Source organism: Lentihominibacter hominis, assembly GCF_014385065.1.
Lineage (GTDB): Bacteria > Bacillota > Clostridia > Peptostreptococcales > Anaerovoracaceae > Lentihominibacter > Lentihominibacter hominis.
The window spans coordinates 655753-671381 of record NZ_JACRTA010000001.1 but is presented as its reverse complement, the minus strand read 5'-3'; the positions used below and the strand labels follow the sequence as shown (position 1 = coordinate 671381).

General features: G+C 41.1%; 15 protein-coding genes. 7 read left to right on the top strand and 8 right to left on the bottom strand.

Annotated features, from left to right (window positions below; all coding sequences use genetic code 11):
- The first annotated feature begins 45 nt into the window (after window positions 1-45).
- From H8692_RS03225 to H8692_RS03210, 4 genes are all read left to right on the top strand, one after another.
- Window positions 46-1188, top strand: a complete 1143-nt coding sequence (locus tag H8692_RS03225; RefSeq protein WP_177270846.1) for an aminotransferase class V-fold PLP-dependent enzyme — start codon at window positions 46-48, stop codon at window positions 1186-1188.
- A 172-nt stretch (window positions 1189-1360) separates the two neighbouring features.
- Window positions 1361-1735 carry a hypothetical protein gene (locus H8692_RS03220; RefSeq protein WP_177270845.1) on the top strand — a complete coding sequence of 125 codons (375 nt, stop codon included), beginning with the start codon at window positions 1361-1363 and terminating at the stop codon, window positions 1733-1735.
- Between the two features lie 23 nt (window positions 1736-1758).
- A complete protein-coding gene (locus H8692_RS10830; protein WP_187524978.1) occupies window positions 1759-4533 on the top strand; it encodes an FAD-dependent oxidoreductase in 2775 nt (924 codons plus the stop codon).
- Window positions 4534-4535: 2 nt separating this feature from the next.
- The gene (locus tag H8692_RS03210; RefSeq protein ID WP_187524977.1) at window positions 4536-5714 is read left to right on the top strand and encodes an NAD(P)/FAD-dependent oxidoreductase; all 1179 of its coding nucleotides are present in this window, start codon (window positions 4536-4538) and stop codon (window positions 5712-5714) included.
- A gap of 58 nt (window positions 5715-5772) precedes the next feature.
- On the opposite strand, the gene rlmH is transcribed toward H8692_RS03210, so the two are convergent.
- Both rlmH and H8692_RS03200 read right to left on the bottom strand, forming a co-directional pair.
- Window positions 5773-6252 carry a 23S rRNA (pseudouridine(1915)-N(3))-methyltransferase RlmH gene (gene rlmH / locus H8692_RS03205; RefSeq protein WP_177270842.1) on the bottom strand — a complete coding sequence of 160 codons (480 nt, stop codon included), beginning with the start codon at window positions 6250-6252 and terminating at the stop codon, window positions 5773-5775.
- A 2-nt stretch (window positions 6253-6254) separates the two neighbouring features.
- A complete protein-coding gene (locus H8692_RS03200; RefSeq protein ID WP_187524976.1) occupies window positions 6255-7049 on the bottom strand; it encodes an MBL fold metallo-hydrolase in 795 nt (264 codons plus the stop codon).
- A 134-nt stretch (window positions 7050-7183) separates the two neighbouring features.
- Here H8692_RS03200 and H8692_RS03195 point away from each other — a divergent pair, with 134 nt between their 5' ends.
- Together H8692_RS03195 and H8692_RS03190 are read left to right on the top strand one after the other, a co-directional pair.
- Window positions 7184-7735 carry a ribonuclease H family protein gene (locus H8692_RS03195; protein ID WP_187524975.1) on the top strand — a complete coding sequence of 184 codons (552 nt, stop codon included), beginning with the start codon at window positions 7184-7186 and terminating at the stop codon, window positions 7733-7735.
- Between the two features lie 60 nt (window positions 7736-7795).
- Window positions 7796-9103, top strand: coding sequence for a metallophosphoesterase family protein (locus H8692_RS03190; RefSeq protein ID WP_187524974.1), 1308 nt, complete (start codon window positions 7796-7798; stop codon window positions 9101-9103).
- Here H8692_RS03190 and H8692_RS03185 read toward each other — a convergent pair.
- The 6 genes from H8692_RS03185 to H8692_RS03160 all read right to left on the bottom strand — a co-directional run bounded on the left by H8692_RS03185 (window position 9065) and on the right by H8692_RS03160 (window position 14535).
- The gene (locus H8692_RS03185) at window positions 9065-9394 is read right to left on the bottom strand and encodes an ArsR/SmtB family transcription factor (protein WP_177270838.1); all 330 of its coding nucleotides are present in this window, start codon (window positions 9392-9394) and stop codon (window positions 9065-9067) included. The genes H8692_RS03190 and H8692_RS03185 overlap by 39 nt on opposite strands.
- 148 nt (window positions 9395-9542) lie before the next feature.
- Window positions 9543-10481 carry a cysteine synthase A gene (gene cysK, locus H8692_RS03180; protein WP_187524973.1) on the bottom strand — a complete coding sequence of 313 codons (939 nt, stop codon included), beginning with the start codon at window positions 10479-10481 and terminating at the stop codon, window positions 9543-9545.
- Between the two features lie 13 nt (window positions 10482-10494).
- A complete protein-coding gene (locus H8692_RS03175; RefSeq protein WP_177270836.1) occupies window positions 10495-11784 on the bottom strand; it encodes an O-acetylhomoserine aminocarboxypropyltransferase/cysteine synthase family protein in 1290 nt (429 codons plus the stop codon).
- Between the two features lie 228 nt (window positions 11785-12012).
- A complete protein-coding gene (locus H8692_RS03170) occupies window positions 12013-12450 on the bottom strand; it encodes an RrF2 family transcriptional regulator (RefSeq protein ID WP_187524972.1) in 438 nt (145 codons plus the stop codon).
- Window positions 12451-12783: 333 nt separating this feature from the next.
- Window positions 12784-13911 carry a glycoside hydrolase family 3 protein gene (locus H8692_RS03165; protein WP_187524971.1) on the bottom strand — a complete coding sequence of 376 codons (1128 nt, stop codon included), beginning with the start codon at window positions 13909-13911 and terminating at the stop codon, window positions 12784-12786.
- 24 nt (window positions 13912-13935) lie between these two features.
- Window positions 13936-14535 carry a biotin transporter BioY gene (locus H8692_RS03160; protein WP_187524970.1) on the bottom strand — a complete coding sequence of 200 codons (600 nt, stop codon included), beginning with the start codon at window positions 14533-14535 and terminating at the stop codon, window positions 13936-13938.
- A gap of 169 nt (window positions 14536-14704) precedes the next feature.
- Here H8692_RS03160 and dapA point away from each other — a divergent pair, with 169 nt between their 5' ends.
- A complete protein-coding gene (gene dapA / locus H8692_RS03155) occupies window positions 14705-15580 on the top strand; it encodes a 4-hydroxy-tetrahydrodipicolinate synthase (RefSeq protein WP_177267826.1) in 876 nt (291 codons plus the stop codon).
- Window positions 15581-15629: the final 49 nt, after the last annotated feature.

Sequence of the window (15629 nt, the reverse complement as noted above, 5' to 3'; positions counted from 1 at the left end):
TACCGTAGCCTATATTTTTTTTCTTTTTATTGCGGAGGTATGTAGATGATTTATCTGGATAACGGGGCGACATCATATCCGAAACCCCCTGAAGTATCGGAGACAATTATGGATGTAACAGTTAATTATTGTGCCAATCCCGGAAGGGCGGGACATTTTATGGCTGCAAGAACAGCGCAGGAGATTTTTAAGACTCGTCTGTCTGTAGCGCGGCTTTTTAATATAGAGAATCCGGGAAGGATAGTTTTTACCAAGAACTGTACGGAATCTATAAATATGGCACTGAAAGGAGTGCTTTTGCCGGGAGATCATGTGATAACAACATCAATGGAGCATAATTCAGTACTCAGACCGCTACATAGCCTAAAACAAAATGGCGTAAAAGTAAGTACAGTAAAATGTGACAAGGCAGGAAGGCTGTCTGTGAATGATGTAAAAAAGGAGATAACGCCAAGGACAAGATTAATAGTGATGACTGCAGCCTCCAATGTTACAGGGACGAAAATGCCTGTAGAAGAAACAGGGAGACTGGCTCTTAGGAATGGGATATTATTCATGGTAGATGGAGCACAGGGCGCAGGTCATATGGATATAGATGTAAAAAAACAACACATAGATATTCTTGCGGCTCCGGGACATAAAGGCCTTCTCGGACCACAGGGGACAGGATTTTTGTATGTAAGGGAGGGCATTTATATGGCGCCTTTTCTGGATGGGGGAACAGGGAGCAGATCAAAGGATCTCGAGCAGCCTGTGGATTTTCCCGAAGGATATGAGGCGGGAACAGTAAACAGTCCCGGAATAATCGCATTGGGAGCAGCGGTACGTGTGATTTCAAAGCTTGGTATAGATGTGATAGAGGAGCATGAACGCAGGCTTACAGAAAAACTCCAAAGAGGGCTTTCCGAAATACCGGGTATAGAGCTTTACGGACCTGAAGATACTTATGAGAAGACTGCTGTAGTCGCTATGAATATACATGGGATAGATTGTGAAGAAGTAGCTGACGTATTTAATAACAGGTATGGTATTGCTGTAAGAGCAGGATTTCATTGCAGCGGTGCGGCTCATGAAACTATAGGGACAGAGAAAACAGGATGTGTCAGATTATGTCCGAGTATTTATACCACGGAAAAAGAGATAGAAGAGACCATTGCAGCAGCGGCGGAGATTGCGGCAGGCAGATGAAACCGGAGAATAGGCGAAGCAGTTAAGTGAATTCATATGTTTATCATCTTGGCAGCAAAATAATTCGGCACCGTCAGAGTATATTGTTCCGATGGGTATATTGAACATGGGATAAAGCCCGTGGTATAATATTTGTCGGAATTACAGTTAATGAGCAGAAGGAGGTGCCGTCATGGCTGCTGAACAAAGCGTTTATGAAGGCCGCAAAGGGCAGAGACGGCTGAAGGCCATAGAAAAATATATAAATAGGGTGAATGAGGAATTCGATCATAACTATACAGACAGCCCGGAGATGAGATATCTTGATGAGGAGCTGGAATGGATCGGAACATCCAGACTGATTTTCGTAATGGCTCAAAGAAATGTACATTTCAGATGGAATGGTATGAGAGATTATGGATATATACGTTTGTGTAAAAGATGGATAGTCGGAAATGAGCTGAGGCAAATTACGGCAGATGCCATGGCAGCTATGATAAAGGATATTCTGCCTGCGGAAATGTGCTTTGAGCTCAGTGATGAATTGGCGGCTCTGGAAATTTCCTGATATATGGCAGACGGGAGGAAATCATGGAATTTAATTTAACTATAGATAAAAGAACGGAGGCTGCAGTAAATTCTAAATTATGTGTCAACTGTGGAAACTGTAGCAATATATGTCCGACCGGAGCTATTGAAGAATATAGAAAAACTGTATGCTGCATGTTTCCGGACTGTGGGGGAAATAAATATACGGAGAAGAGAGCTTTTGGTGAAGCTTTGAAATTGTCGGTTGAGGCAGGATGTAAACAAGGGTGTCCGCTTGGAATATCTCCCCAGGCTGTGGCCGGGCTTGTGGAGAGCGGAGATCTCAAAGAAGCATATAATCTTATAGATGAAAAGAATCCTATGCCGTGGGTATGTGCTTCTATATGCAGTCAGAGCTGTCAAGATAACTGCAGATTGAAGTATATATCGGAAGAGCCTTTGAATATGAGAGCGCTGGAAGGTTACATATTGAGTAGAACTGATACAAAACCGTATAAATATATAAGACGTTTTGATGAAAGAATCGCAGTTATCGGAGGAGGAGCGGCAGGCTTGACCGCTGCTTTTGAATTGGCCAAGGCGGGATATGCGGTTACCATATTTGAAAAGGACAGCAGACTTGGAGGAGCTCTTAACTGGGGCATTCTTGAGTTTCGCCTTAACAAAACTATGCTTAAATCAGAGATTGAGAGAATACTTTCTGATAGTATAGAAGTCAGGTATGATTGTGAGATCGGCTCCCGATATATGTTAGAAGATATCTGGAATGAGGGATTCAGCGCATGTCTCATAGCAGCAGGTGCTTCCTCAGGTGTAAAGGTATCTTTGCCCGGCTCTGATGCCGAGATGGTTTATGATGGAGTCAATCTGATGAGGCAGATAAACGGAGGCGAAAAAGAAGGAATAGAGCTGGGAGATACTATAACGGTTATCGGAGGCGGTGAACTGGCAGCCGTCATATCGAGGGCTTTAAGACGTCTCGGAAAAGAAGTTATATGCGCCTCTATGGATAGAGCCGACAGTCTTCAGATCTGTGAAGACGATCTTAAGGCGTTTGCAGAGGAAGGTGTGGATTTCAGGCCTATGATCGGACCTAAACAGATAATTAAAGAGGGAAGCCGGGTAAAGGCTGTAGAATTTATCAAGGTGGAATATTTTCCTGATGAAAGCGGCAGACTTAGGCCTCATGGAGTTAAGGGCAGTGAATTTAATGTATTCTGTGATACTGTAGTATTTGCCATAGGACAAAAATGCAGTGTTGAAAAAATAGGAAATATGGAGACATATCCTAACGGTAAGATAAAAGTTGACGATAGATACAGAACTAATAAGCCAATGGTATTCGCATGTGGAGAGGCTTGTTTTGAAAACAGATCGGTGGCGGAGGCTATGGCATCAGGACGTGCCGCAGCTTCTGAGATAATGGGGATGCTCAATGGCATGCAGATAAGAGCGCAGGAAAATATTATAAAAAATGCTCCCCATAGTTCCGTAATATATGCCGAAAATATACAGAGAATAGTGCCACAGTTTGAAAAAGCCATAAAGGAAGATGATTTGGATCATATTGAGCCGGGGTTTGCAGAGGATATTCTTACTGTACTGCGGGCAGCCGGGATAAAAGAGGACATGCCTGTGTTTACATATAAAGAGAGTTTTCAGGATCAAAAAAGAAAAGTAGCTATAATAGGCGGAGGAATATCAGGAATAACTGCGGCAATAGAGTTGGCAGAAGCAGGGTATGCTCCTTCAATCTTTGAAAAATACTCGTCTCTGGGAGGTCACTATAAGTGGCTTTCTTCCGAAAAACGCATAGATAAGGAACTGTTAGACAGGGAGCTCAGAAAGGTAGCTGATTCGGGTATAGAGGTTATATGTGATATCGCAGCTGGTTTCAGTCCTAATATAGATAAGCTGTTTTCTATGGGATATCAGGCAGTGTTGTTTGCTATCGGAGAATCCTGCGGCGTGAAACCACAAATGGAGAATGCAGAATGCAGAGGGGTTTTTGAAGTGGTTTCTTTGATGGGAAAGCTTATGAACCACGAAAAAATTGAAGGCGTAAGGATGTTGGTTACCGGAAGCGATGAATTGACGTTTGATATTGCCAGACTGCTGAGAGAAGTATGTGAGCAGGTAACGGTGCTTGCTCCAATGAGCAAAGGAAAGCTCAAAGCAAGTGTTGCTTCTGTAGCTGCGGCTCTTGATGAAGGTGTTAATTTGGTGACAGGCGTGGAACTGACAGCTATAGATCAGACAGACGGAAAAATTTCAGGAGTTAAGTGCAGGGTTATCGAACGTGATATAATCATAGATATACCTTGTGATACTCTGGTTTTGGGAGACAGTGCAAAACCGGATACTGAGGCTGTAAAAGCGGCGAATCCGGGGCTGGATATAGATTCGAATGGATATATACAGGTTGATGAGCGGCTGATCACAAGCGTCTATGGGGTTTTCGCCATAGGTGATTTTGATATGAGCTCTGTGGAAGCAGGGCATGCAGGAGCAGCGGCAGTGGAAAGTTTTCTTAAGTCTTGTGATTTTCCGGCAAATGGAAAGTTTAGAAATACCAGTGAAGTCTTGTCAGGAGCTTCCGTACAATATGATATATTTGAAGGAAAGTCTTTCGTACAGCCCGGTTTTGAGGCGGGAAGGAAACTTTTGAGCAGAGAGCAGGCGGCTGTGGAAGCATCAAGATGTCTGTCCTGCGGATACCGCAAAGCGGCCTCGGAAAGATGTATGGGATGCGGAGTATGCGTCCGGGTATGTCCTGTTAATGCTATAACATTAAAAGCTGTAAAGGAGGAGGCATAGAGATGGCTTTCGCAGAGAGAGAAGTGATAATAGCAGGGGCAGGTCCTGCGGGATCTATATGTGCATCATATCTTGCAAGAGCGGGGGTGGACGTGTTGCTTCTGGATAAGGATATCTTCCCCAGAGATAAGGCCTGCGGCGATATGCAGTGTGAAGGGCTTGTTTATCATATGGGTGTTTTGGGAGCGGTTAAAGAGCTGGATGCTATGAGCACATGTATAAGAAACCTTAAACTTATAAGTGACAGTGGATGCGAAACGTTGATACCCTTTGAATGTTACTGTGCTTCTCGATATGATCTTGATAAGCTTCTTGTTGATACCGCCGTGAGACATGGAGCTGAACTGAGACAAAGCTGCAATATTACAGATGTGATGAAAGAAAAGTCTGCTGTTACCGGTGTGAAAGTCAGATACAGGGGAGAGGATCTCCGTATAAGAAGCAAGATTCTTATTGGAGCTGATGGATCCTTATCTTCTGTTGCCGGAGCCATGGGAATCATGAAAGAAAAACCATATGGTATATGGACGGGACGTCGGGCATATTTTAAAGGTGTGAAGCTCGACAGAGGACTGGCAAAGGATCAGTATGAAGCTTATGGTGTGTTTGCTTTTTCAAGTCTTTTGGGAGCAGGATATTTCTGGGTGATGCCTGTGGGCAGAGACGGAGTTAGAGAAGGTCTGTGCAATGTGGGAATGATGATTCACGGAAGAGACGCTTTTGATAATACTGAAGCGGCAAAGATTTTTTCTGAGTGGGTCAGCAGGACACATAAGATATCGGCTATGTTTGCGACTGCTCGTCAGATAAGCCCATGGGAAGGCGGAAGAGTTAATGATATAAGCTATGGCATACATAAGGCCGGCGATGGATTTATGATGATAGGGGATTCGGCTGCTTTGTCAATGCCTTTGGAAAACGATGGGCTTTCTGTTGCAGCCGAATCGGCTAAAGCTGCCGCTGACGCGGCTGTGGCAGCTCTTGCCGAAGGGGATGTTTCAGGTCAAAAACTTATGTATGAATACAGAAGAGTTTTGAAGATAAAGAGCGAAGAAGAGATGACTGAAAGTCTGAAGGAGACCAGACTTTTGATGGAATCCATGTATGATCCGGGTGTAATGAATAAGACTATAGATCTTCTTGAACATGATCCTGTATATAGGAGAAAGCATTTAAAATAGAAAATATGTATCATATTTTCTGAGAGGATATCTTTGCATAATAAAAAACAGAAACGTATTATTTGTGATACGTTTCATTTTTTATGATCTTAAAACTTCTGTAGATCTGCTCCAGAAGAATTATTCTCATCATCTGATGGGGAAATGTCATAGCTGAGAAGGACAGTTTGAGATCAGCTCGGTCGCTGACTTGTTTTGAAAGACCGAGAGACCCTCCGATGATAAAAACTATGCTGCTTTTTCCTGTAACTGCCAGATTCTCCATACAGGCGGCGAGTTGTGTGGATGATAGAGCAGTACCGTTGATTTCCAGTGTTATCACGTAGTCTGAGGGCTTTATTTTATCGAGAATATCTCTTCCTTCTGCAGTTTTCACCGCATCTTCGTCAGCCTGTGACGGATTGTTTCGAAGAGGATTTTCTTTAATTTCTGTTATCTGTAGACGGCAATATTTGTTCAGTCTTTTTGAATATTCTTCTGCTGCGCTTCGCCAGTATTTTTCTTTTAGTTTTCCTACTGTTAATATTGATATATTCATTATTATACCTCATACATATAGCTGAGACAGTCTCGCATGGCTATTCCCAGTTTCAGCTGGTTTCCCGGGATGATGTTTTTTTCCATAAGTGTATTTTTTACTGTAAGAAGGGCTACCGCCGGATCGTTGTTTTCATGGCTGAGATGTCCCAGGAGGATCTGACGTTCTTTAGGATTTGCCGAGGCAAGGCGACACAGGCATTCTCCTGCCGAGACATTGGAAAGATGGCCTGTTTCTCCCAGGATCCTGTGTTTTAGAGGGTATGGATATCTTCCCATGAGCAGTATTTCTTTTTCGTGATTGGCCTCAAGAAGAAGAAGATCCGCATCTATTATTTCATCAAATATACTATCTGTTATATAACCTACATCTGTAACGATGCTTATTTGTTTATTTTCATGATATATGGAAAATCCAACAGGATCTGTTGCATCGTGAGGTATGGAGAAAGGCCGTATCATAAAGTCCTCTATGTAAAAATCTTCTCCGGTGCGAAAAATTCTCTGCTGAGTGGGAGCCACAGGTTTTTTGATGCCTCCCCATGTTCCTTGGTTTGCATAGACTGACAGACCCGGCAGTTTTTTTGACAGGACGGATACACTTTTCACATGATCGGTATGTTCATGGGTTATGAGAAGTCCTTTTGCATATTCGTGAGGAGTATTGGTATCATCCAGCCCTTGCAGTATTTTTTTTCCGGAGATTCCTGCATCTATAATCAGGGCTGCTGAATCGTTTTTTATTAGGTAACAGTTACCGCTGCTTCCGCTGGCAAGTGAACAAAATTTTAATGACATATGTATTTCCGGTCTCCTTTACTATATTAAGATACTCCAAAGGACCGAAAATGTCAATTTGTACTATATATAGACATGGACACATAAGGGATGATATGATAGATTTTATATCATAGGAAAAAGGAGACGTTAAAATGAGGGATGATAAAATCTTGAGGATATATACGGACGGAGGCTGCTCAGGCAATCAGAATGATGAAAATCTGGGAGGCTGGGGAGCAGTCATGGAATTCGGTACAGCATGTAAGGAGATTTATGGAAGTGAACGTAATACCACTAACAACAGAATGGAAATGACAGCTCTTTTAGAGGCCTTTAAGGCTGTAAAAAAGGAAGGGCAGATAATACATGTGTTTTCTGACAGCAGTTATCTGATGGATTGTTTTCGAAAAAAGTGGTATGAGGTATGGCAGAAAAACGGCTGGAAGACATCGGCGAAAAAAAACGTGGAGAATCAGGATCTGTGGAAACAGCTTATACCATATACTCAGCGACATACTATATCATTTTACAGGGTTAAAGGTCATGTTAATTTAGACAGCAAATCTGTGGATTTTGATAAGCTTTACTCTAAGTTTATCCAATGGAACGGCAGTGAATTTTCTTATGATGATTTTACATATGTTACAGCTAAAAACAACAGAGCTGATGAGCTTGCCAATATGGGAATAGATGAGCTCAGATAAATTTTTCCTTCGTTATAAAAACTGCGCGGATGTGTAGTATATATAACGGGGGAATTTTTTATGAGAAAAGGGATTATTATTATTGCTGCGCTGATAGCAGTTTTTCTGACTGTCGGCGCTGTAGGTCTGGTTGTATTTGAATTCACCGGGAATAGTGAAACCGGCAATCCGGAAAATTTTTTGGATAGCAGAAATCGGAAGGAAATCCGGGAAAGACAAGTAATTATTTCTTTGAGCGAGAAACCCGATTCTATCTATATAAGCTGGAAAGGAACAAAAAAGGGGCCTAAATTTCTTCGAGTGAGCCAGAGTAAGGAAGATCTGCCAAAGTCCGAAGCTATAAAGGCTGTCTCAGAGAAAGCTCTTAAAGGAAGTTATTATAGATATACGGCAGAGCTGAACGGATTGGGATATGGTAAAAAGTATTATTATGAAATAGGTGACGGAGTTATGTTTGATTCTCCTCAAAGTTTTATATCTCCTGAAACGGCAGGGACAGACTCGTTTCTTTATCTGGGGGATGTTCAGTTTGATGTTTCGATGGAAGAATATCAGAGATGGGGAGAAATGACAGAGGCTATTTATGAGAGACATCCTTCGTTAAGGTGTGCAGTTATAGGGGGAGATATGGTGAATATACCCAGTGAAACTGCCCAGTGGAACGGATTCTTGGATAACTGTCAAGTCTTTTCGAAGCTCCCACTGATGACAGTATCAGGAAACCATGAAGGTGTCAGCTCTAATAAAACCTATAAAAAGCTGTTTGCATCTCCGGAAAATGGCCCGTATGCTGAGGAACTCAAAGAGGATTTTTATTATTTTGATTATGGAAACTGTAGATTTATTATGACTGACAGTTCTTTTCTTACTGATGAGAGACGTGAGAAAATGGGTGATGACACATGGCAGGCTTATGAAGAAGCAGTGGAGGAATGGCTTAGAAAAACGCTGCAACAAAGCACTAAGATATGGAATATTGTAGTGACACATCATCCTCCTTACGGTATGCATGACAGAGATACTGTATCGCCACAGCTCAGAAAGTTATGGGTGCCGATAATGGAAGAATACAATACCGATCTTGTTTTGTGCGGACATCAGCATATGTATATGAGAACAGAGGAGATAAATGGAATAACATATATAATGGGGAATTCCGGTCAGCGTAAAAGTGAAGTTTATGATGGCAGTAATGCTCCTGATTACTGCATGGCTGCATATGGAGATGGGATGAATTATCAAGTGATCGAGGCTGATTGGAGAAAATTGCAGATAATATCCTATAATGAAAAGGGCCTCATCATAGATGAGACCTCGCTTGAAAAAAACTTAGGATTCCATATTCTCAAATTTTTTGGTGGCAACTAAATAATCGTTGAGGGTGCCGAGATGCACGTAATAGTAAGAATAGCGGTCTTCTTTCTGGACCTGGAGAAGTTCGGCATCCTTCAGCTTTTTTACATGCTGTGATATGGTGGCCTGTGAGTAATCAAAGTGATTTACAAGGTCCTTATTACATACACGTTCTCTTTTTTTGTTTGCGGCCATTATGTATCTGAATATCTTTATTCTGGCGGGATGCGCCAGAGCATCTGATATCCTGGCAATGAGCAGGATATCACGCTCTTTCATTTCATCTATTTCTTTTCTCAGTCTCATATATTATTATTACTCCTATCTGGTGGGGATTCGTCAAAGCGAACAATAATAGTATACTGATGAGCAAAAAATATGTCAACTTTTGATTTTTTTCACTGTAACACAGAAGGTACTTTGTTTTATGCCAAACATTACAATATATGGCTGACTAACGGCTGCTATCATTAAATAGCGCTGTAGAAAGATATCTGTCACCCGTATCCGGAAGCAGGATAACTATGTTTTTTCCCTTGTTTTCCGGGCGCTTAGATAATTTAATGGCTGCCGCGACTGCGGCTCCTGATGAAATACCTACAAGAATTCCCTCTGTTTTCGCTATTTCTCTACCGGTTTTAAAAGCTTCATCATCTTCTATGGCAATGACTTCATCGTATATGTCGGTATTCAATGTATCAGGAATAAATCCGGCGCCGATTCCCTGTATTTTATGAGGTCCGGGAGTTCCTTTCGAAAGTACCGGTGAAGCGGCAGGTTCTACAGCTACGATTTTTACCGCAGGATTTTTTTCTTTTAAATATTTTCCGATGCCGGTTACAGTTCCGCCCGTGCCGACTCCTGCGATAAAGATATCTACATTTCCGTCTGTATCGTTCCAGATCTCCGGGCCTGTAGATTCATAGTGAGCTTTAGGATTGGCCTTATTTGAAAATTGCTGCGGCATAAAACTGCCGGGTGTTTCTTTGGCTATCTCTTCTGCTTTGGCTATGGCTCCTTTCATGCCTTTTGCTCCTTCAGTCAGAATTACCTTTGCGCCATATGCCTTGATAAGATTTCTTCTTTCTACAGACATTGTTTCGGGCATGGTGATTATAATGTCATATCCCTTTGCAGCGGCAGCTGAGGCCAGCCCTATACCTGTATTGCCGCTTGTAGGTTCGATTATAACAGATCCTTTTTTTAATAATCCGCTTTTTTCGGCGTCTTCTATCATAGCTTTGGCTATTCTGTCTTTTACGCTGCCGGCAGGATTAAAAAGTTCTAATTTTGCCAATAGGACAGCGGGAACATTTTCTTTCTTTTCCATACGGGAAAGGCGCAGCAACGGCGTATTGCCTACCAGTTCTGATACAGATTTATATATTTTCATTTTAATCACTCCTTTATTTTAATATAGCTGAAAAGGCGTTTTTTAAATCATTTATAATGTCGTCAATATGTTCGGTTCCTATAGAAAGACGTATAGTGTTTGGTTTAATGCCTTGATTTTTAAGTTCCTCTTCAGTACACTGACTGTGAGTTGTTGTTGCCGGATGAATAACAAGTGATTTCACGTCAGCTACATTAGCTAAAAGTGAGAATAACTTGAGATTATCGATAAAATCTTTGGCATCCTGAAGGCCGCCTTTAATATTAAATGTGAAAATGGAACCACCTCCGTCAGGAAAGTATTTAGCATAAAGTTCCTTTTGGTTTTTGTCGTCAGTTGCGGCGGGATGATGGACTTCTTCGACCTGAGGATGATTTTTAAGAAAGTCTATCACCTTAAGGGTATTCTCAACATGACGTTCGACTCTTAAAGATAGTGTTTCCAATCCCTGAAGAAATATGAACGCATGAATTGGAGAAAGAGTGGCGCCGGTATCTCTTAAAAGTATAGCTCGTATCTTTGTGATAAAAGCTGCCGGTCCTGCTGCTTTTGTAAAGCTGATACCGTGATAACTTGGATTTGGTTCTGTAAGGGAAGGGAATCTGCCTGATGCCTCCCAATCGAATTTACCGCTGTCTATTATGATTCCTCCTATGCTTGTTCCATGGCCTCCTATAAATTTTGTAGCAGAATGGACAACGATGTCTGCTCCATATTCTATAGGCCTTACGAGATATGGGGTTGCAAATGTATTGTCGACTACCAGTGGGATTCTATGAAAATGGGCTATATCCGCGATCTTTTGAATATCCACTACATCGGAATTGGGATTTCCCAGTGTTTCTATAAAGATTCCTTTAGTATTATCTTGAATAGCTTTTTCAACAGCATCGTAGTCGAATATATTTACGAATGTTGTAGATATACCATATTGCGGCAATGTGTGAGCAAGAAGATTATAAGTTCCGCCGTATATATTTTTGGCGGAAACAATATGATCACCGTTTTGTGCCAGATTTTCTATGGTATAGGATATAGCTGCTGCTCCGGAAGCAACTGCCAAAGCGGCAGCGCCTCCTTCTAAAGCTGCCATTCTCTGTTCAAATACATCTTGGGTGGGATTGGTAAGACGGCCGTAAATATTTCCCGGATCCTGCAGTCCGAATCTTGCCTGTGCGTGATCGGAATTTTCAAATACATAGGAAGATGTCTGGTATATAGGGACAGCTCTTGCGCCTGTAGTTAAGTCGGGTGTTTCTTGTCCTGCGTGAAGTTGTAATGTCTCGAAGTGATATGTGTTCATGGGAAATTCCTCCTTTTGATATTAGTTTTATGCCTTATTACCTATTAACTAAGTGGGTTTATATGAATAATAACACCATAAACATACTGTGTCAATAGGTTTTAGCGGAAATAATTTCTAATGATTCTTTTTTCTGTTGGTTTTATTATATTTAAAATAATAAAAAGCTGAAAGCTCAATGCTTTTTTCGCAAAGGAACTTTCAGCAAACGGTAAAAATATATTGATTTTATATGATGTAATCCCCTCCGGAATTATCTAAAGTTTGTTTTGCCAGATCTTCCAGAGTGATACTTTCAAGATAATTATCTACTATTTCATTGAGCTTCTGCCACATAGGAAGAGTAGGACATCCTTTTGATCTTGAGCATTCGGCTGTTTCTCCTTTAAGACATGCCACAGGAGCCAGAGAGCCTTCCGTAAGTTTCAGTATTTTACCTACAGTATATGAAGCCGGAGTGCCGGAAAGCCTGTAACCTCCTCCTTTGCCCCTTAAGCCTATCACCATTCCGTCTTTTACAAGTATCTTGATTATGGATTCCAGATATTTTTCAGATATATCCTGGTTTTTTGCTATTTCTTTGAGCGGTATGTATTTCTCTGTGTCATGAGACGCCAGTTCTATCATGACTCGAAGAGCATAGCGACCTTTTGTTGATATCATCATAACGGGTGCCTCCTTTCTTCCTTTTTATAGTTTTATTATACACATGTAGAGCTGATTTAAAAAGAGAAAATAACTTTAAGGCGAAAAAAAGAAAACTGCCGAGGGCAGTTTTCTTTTCGTCGTTATCATTATTATCATTTTATTAGGAGGTGTTTCCTAAATTTGAAGGGGGCTGCTGTGTTTTAGGGATTGAGAAGAAGAAGTGTTTATTTGTTAAAGCAGCCCTCTTGCTTATTTTTTTCAGCAATTGTTTTCCTTTGCTGTGATCTTATAATAACAATGGAATATGCCATTTTAACGGTGCTATTGTGAAGACTTGTTGAAAAGAATATGTCAAAATAATGACAAGTCTTTTTTCCATAATAGTATGCGCCTTACGGATGTATCAATCCTTTCTTCTGATATAGTCCCGTTATTTACTGCTTCAAGAACTGCTTTGTACTGATTGGCAAAATCTCCTGTACAGAGTATGTCGTTACCGGCCATTATAGCTGTAACTGCGCTGTCGGTTTTAGGAGAAAAATTTGATACGGCTCCCATAGAAAGATCATCAGTAATTATAACACCCGAAAAGTTCATATCGTAACGCAGAATTCTGTGAACAGCAGGCGAAAGAGATGCAGGGAGACTTTCATCCAATGAAGATACTATGTTATGGGAGACCAGTACGGAAGGAGCGCCGGCATCTATGCCGGCTTTAAACGGAAGAAAATCGTTTTCTTCCAGTTGTTTTTCAGATCTTTTATCTATAGACATTCCTTTATGTGTATCAGCGGAATTGCCGTATCCCGGAAAATGTTTCAGACAGCATCCTATATTGTCCTCAAGACATGCTTTCGTAACAGCGGCAGCATATTGGGAAGTAATCTGTGCATTTTGGCCGAGGCTTCTGGAAAACATGAAATCTTTTGGGTTCTGGGAAATATCACATACAGGCGCCAGATTAAGATTAATACCTAATTCGGAAAGAAAAGCATTTTTATCGTGAGTATCTTTAATTATGGCATCCATACCTCCGGAAGCAAAGATTTCTCTGGGAGATTTGAAAGGCTCACTGCGAAATGATGGTGAATTACTGATTCTGTTCACTGTACCGCCTTCTTCATCTACAGCAATGATAGGCTTTATATTGCAGATATCATTTATGGCTTTAAGTTGTGATATGACGGATGCTTTATCTTTTTCAGCAAAGCTTGAATGAAACAGCAGTACGCTTCCCAGATGATATCGAGATACAGTTTCCGGAGACGGAGTACCATTGTAAAAGCACCCCATGAACATCTGACCGATTTTTTCTTCCAGAGACATTTCATCGAGTTTTTGTTCTATATAAGCTGTCTGCCCTGCTGATCTTATATCATTGAGTGTAGTATAAGCCGGATCATGTAGTTTTAAAACTATCAAAAATACAGCAAGAAGTATCAGAGCAAAAGATATTGTGACGGAAAAAATTCTTTTCATATGTTCTGCTTTCCTTTTGAGTTTTCAGATACCGTTTTTATTTAGAAGCGGTCTGAGTTTCCTTACTAAAATGGCGGCTGCCAGTATTTTTAGAGCATCTCCCGGTAAAAACGGGAAGACACACGACAGAAGAGATGTCCAAAGTGGGGTGCCTGTACTTATCATGAACCACGCTGTACCAAAAGCATAGCATATAATAAGTCCGGTTGCCATGGTCAGAGCATATAATCCTATAGCCGGAAAATGTATGTATCGTTTGTCTTCTGTGGTTTTTAAAGCATTGCGTCCGGAGATAATGTCAGCGGTCAGACCGATGATGAACGCAGCGGCTATATATCCTATTATATATCCTCCGGTGGGGCCTGCCAAGACTCCTATTCCTCCTCTGAACCCGGAAAACACGGGAATTCCCACAGCTCCCAGCAATACATACACTGCCATACTTATAGTACCGTATTTTTTGCCGAGTATACCACCTGTAAGGAATACAGCCAGTGTACCCAGATTGATAGGCACAGGTGTGAATCCCAGGGGAATAGTTATAAAAGAGCAGATGGCGGTTATAGCGGCAAAAATTCCGCATAAAATCATCATTGCAGTACCGGAATAATGTTTTGTTGTCATTAGTATTATCTCCTTTTCGATTAGAATGTTGATTTCTTCAAAAGAGATTGTAAACCTTAGACATGAGATTGTCAACTAAATATAAGATTGTTAACCTAAATTATTTTATGTGCATATTATGAATTTAAGACCATAAGTATATAAGATTGAAATTTTCAGGGAGGTAGAAATGATAAGAGGATCTATCGTAGCTCTCGTAACGCCCTTTGATGAAGAAGGCAATGTTGATTACAAACGATTGAGAGAGCTTATAAACTGGCATATCCATCAAGGCACTGATGCCATACTCGTATTGGGCACTACAGGGGAAACGCCTGCTCTTTCCGAACAGGAACAGGATGAGATAGTCAGAACGGCTGTTGAAGAAAGCAGCGGAAGAATACCTATCATCGCCAACAGTGGAGGCAATAATACGGAGAAATCCCTGGCTAAAAGTATTAAATATGAGAAAATGGGGGCTGATGCCTTACTGGTGATTACACCGTATTATAATAAACCTAATGAAACAGGAATGCTGGAACATTTTTATACTATAGCCGATAATGTGAATATACCTATATATATTTATAATGTTCCGGCAAGAACGGGCATATGTATAAGCCCCGAGATAGTCGCAAAACTTTCGCGCCATAAGAATATTGCCGGAATTAAAGAAGCAAGCGGGGACATATCATATGTGGCAAAGCTTTCAAGACTAATAGATGATGATTTCAGTATATATTCGGGAAACGATGATATTACAGTGGCTCTGATGTCTATGGGCGCTGCGGGGACTGTTTCCGTATGGGCTAATTTGATGCCAGACAAGGTAAGTAAAATGGCTCATGCATATCTTGACGGAGATACGGAAAAAGCTAAAAAGATACAGCTTGAATATCTGAATCTGATAAATGCGCTTTTCTGTGAAACCAATCCTGTCCCTATAAAAGCCATAATGAATATGAAAGGAATGAGAGTAGGCGGATGCAGACTGCCTCTGGGGCCGCTGAGCAGTGCTAACAGGAGAGTGCTTAGAAGTCTTGCTGATGATATAGATAAAGAATAATTATTATCAGAATTTACAGAAATGTATAGTATGTGAAGATTTTGTTAAA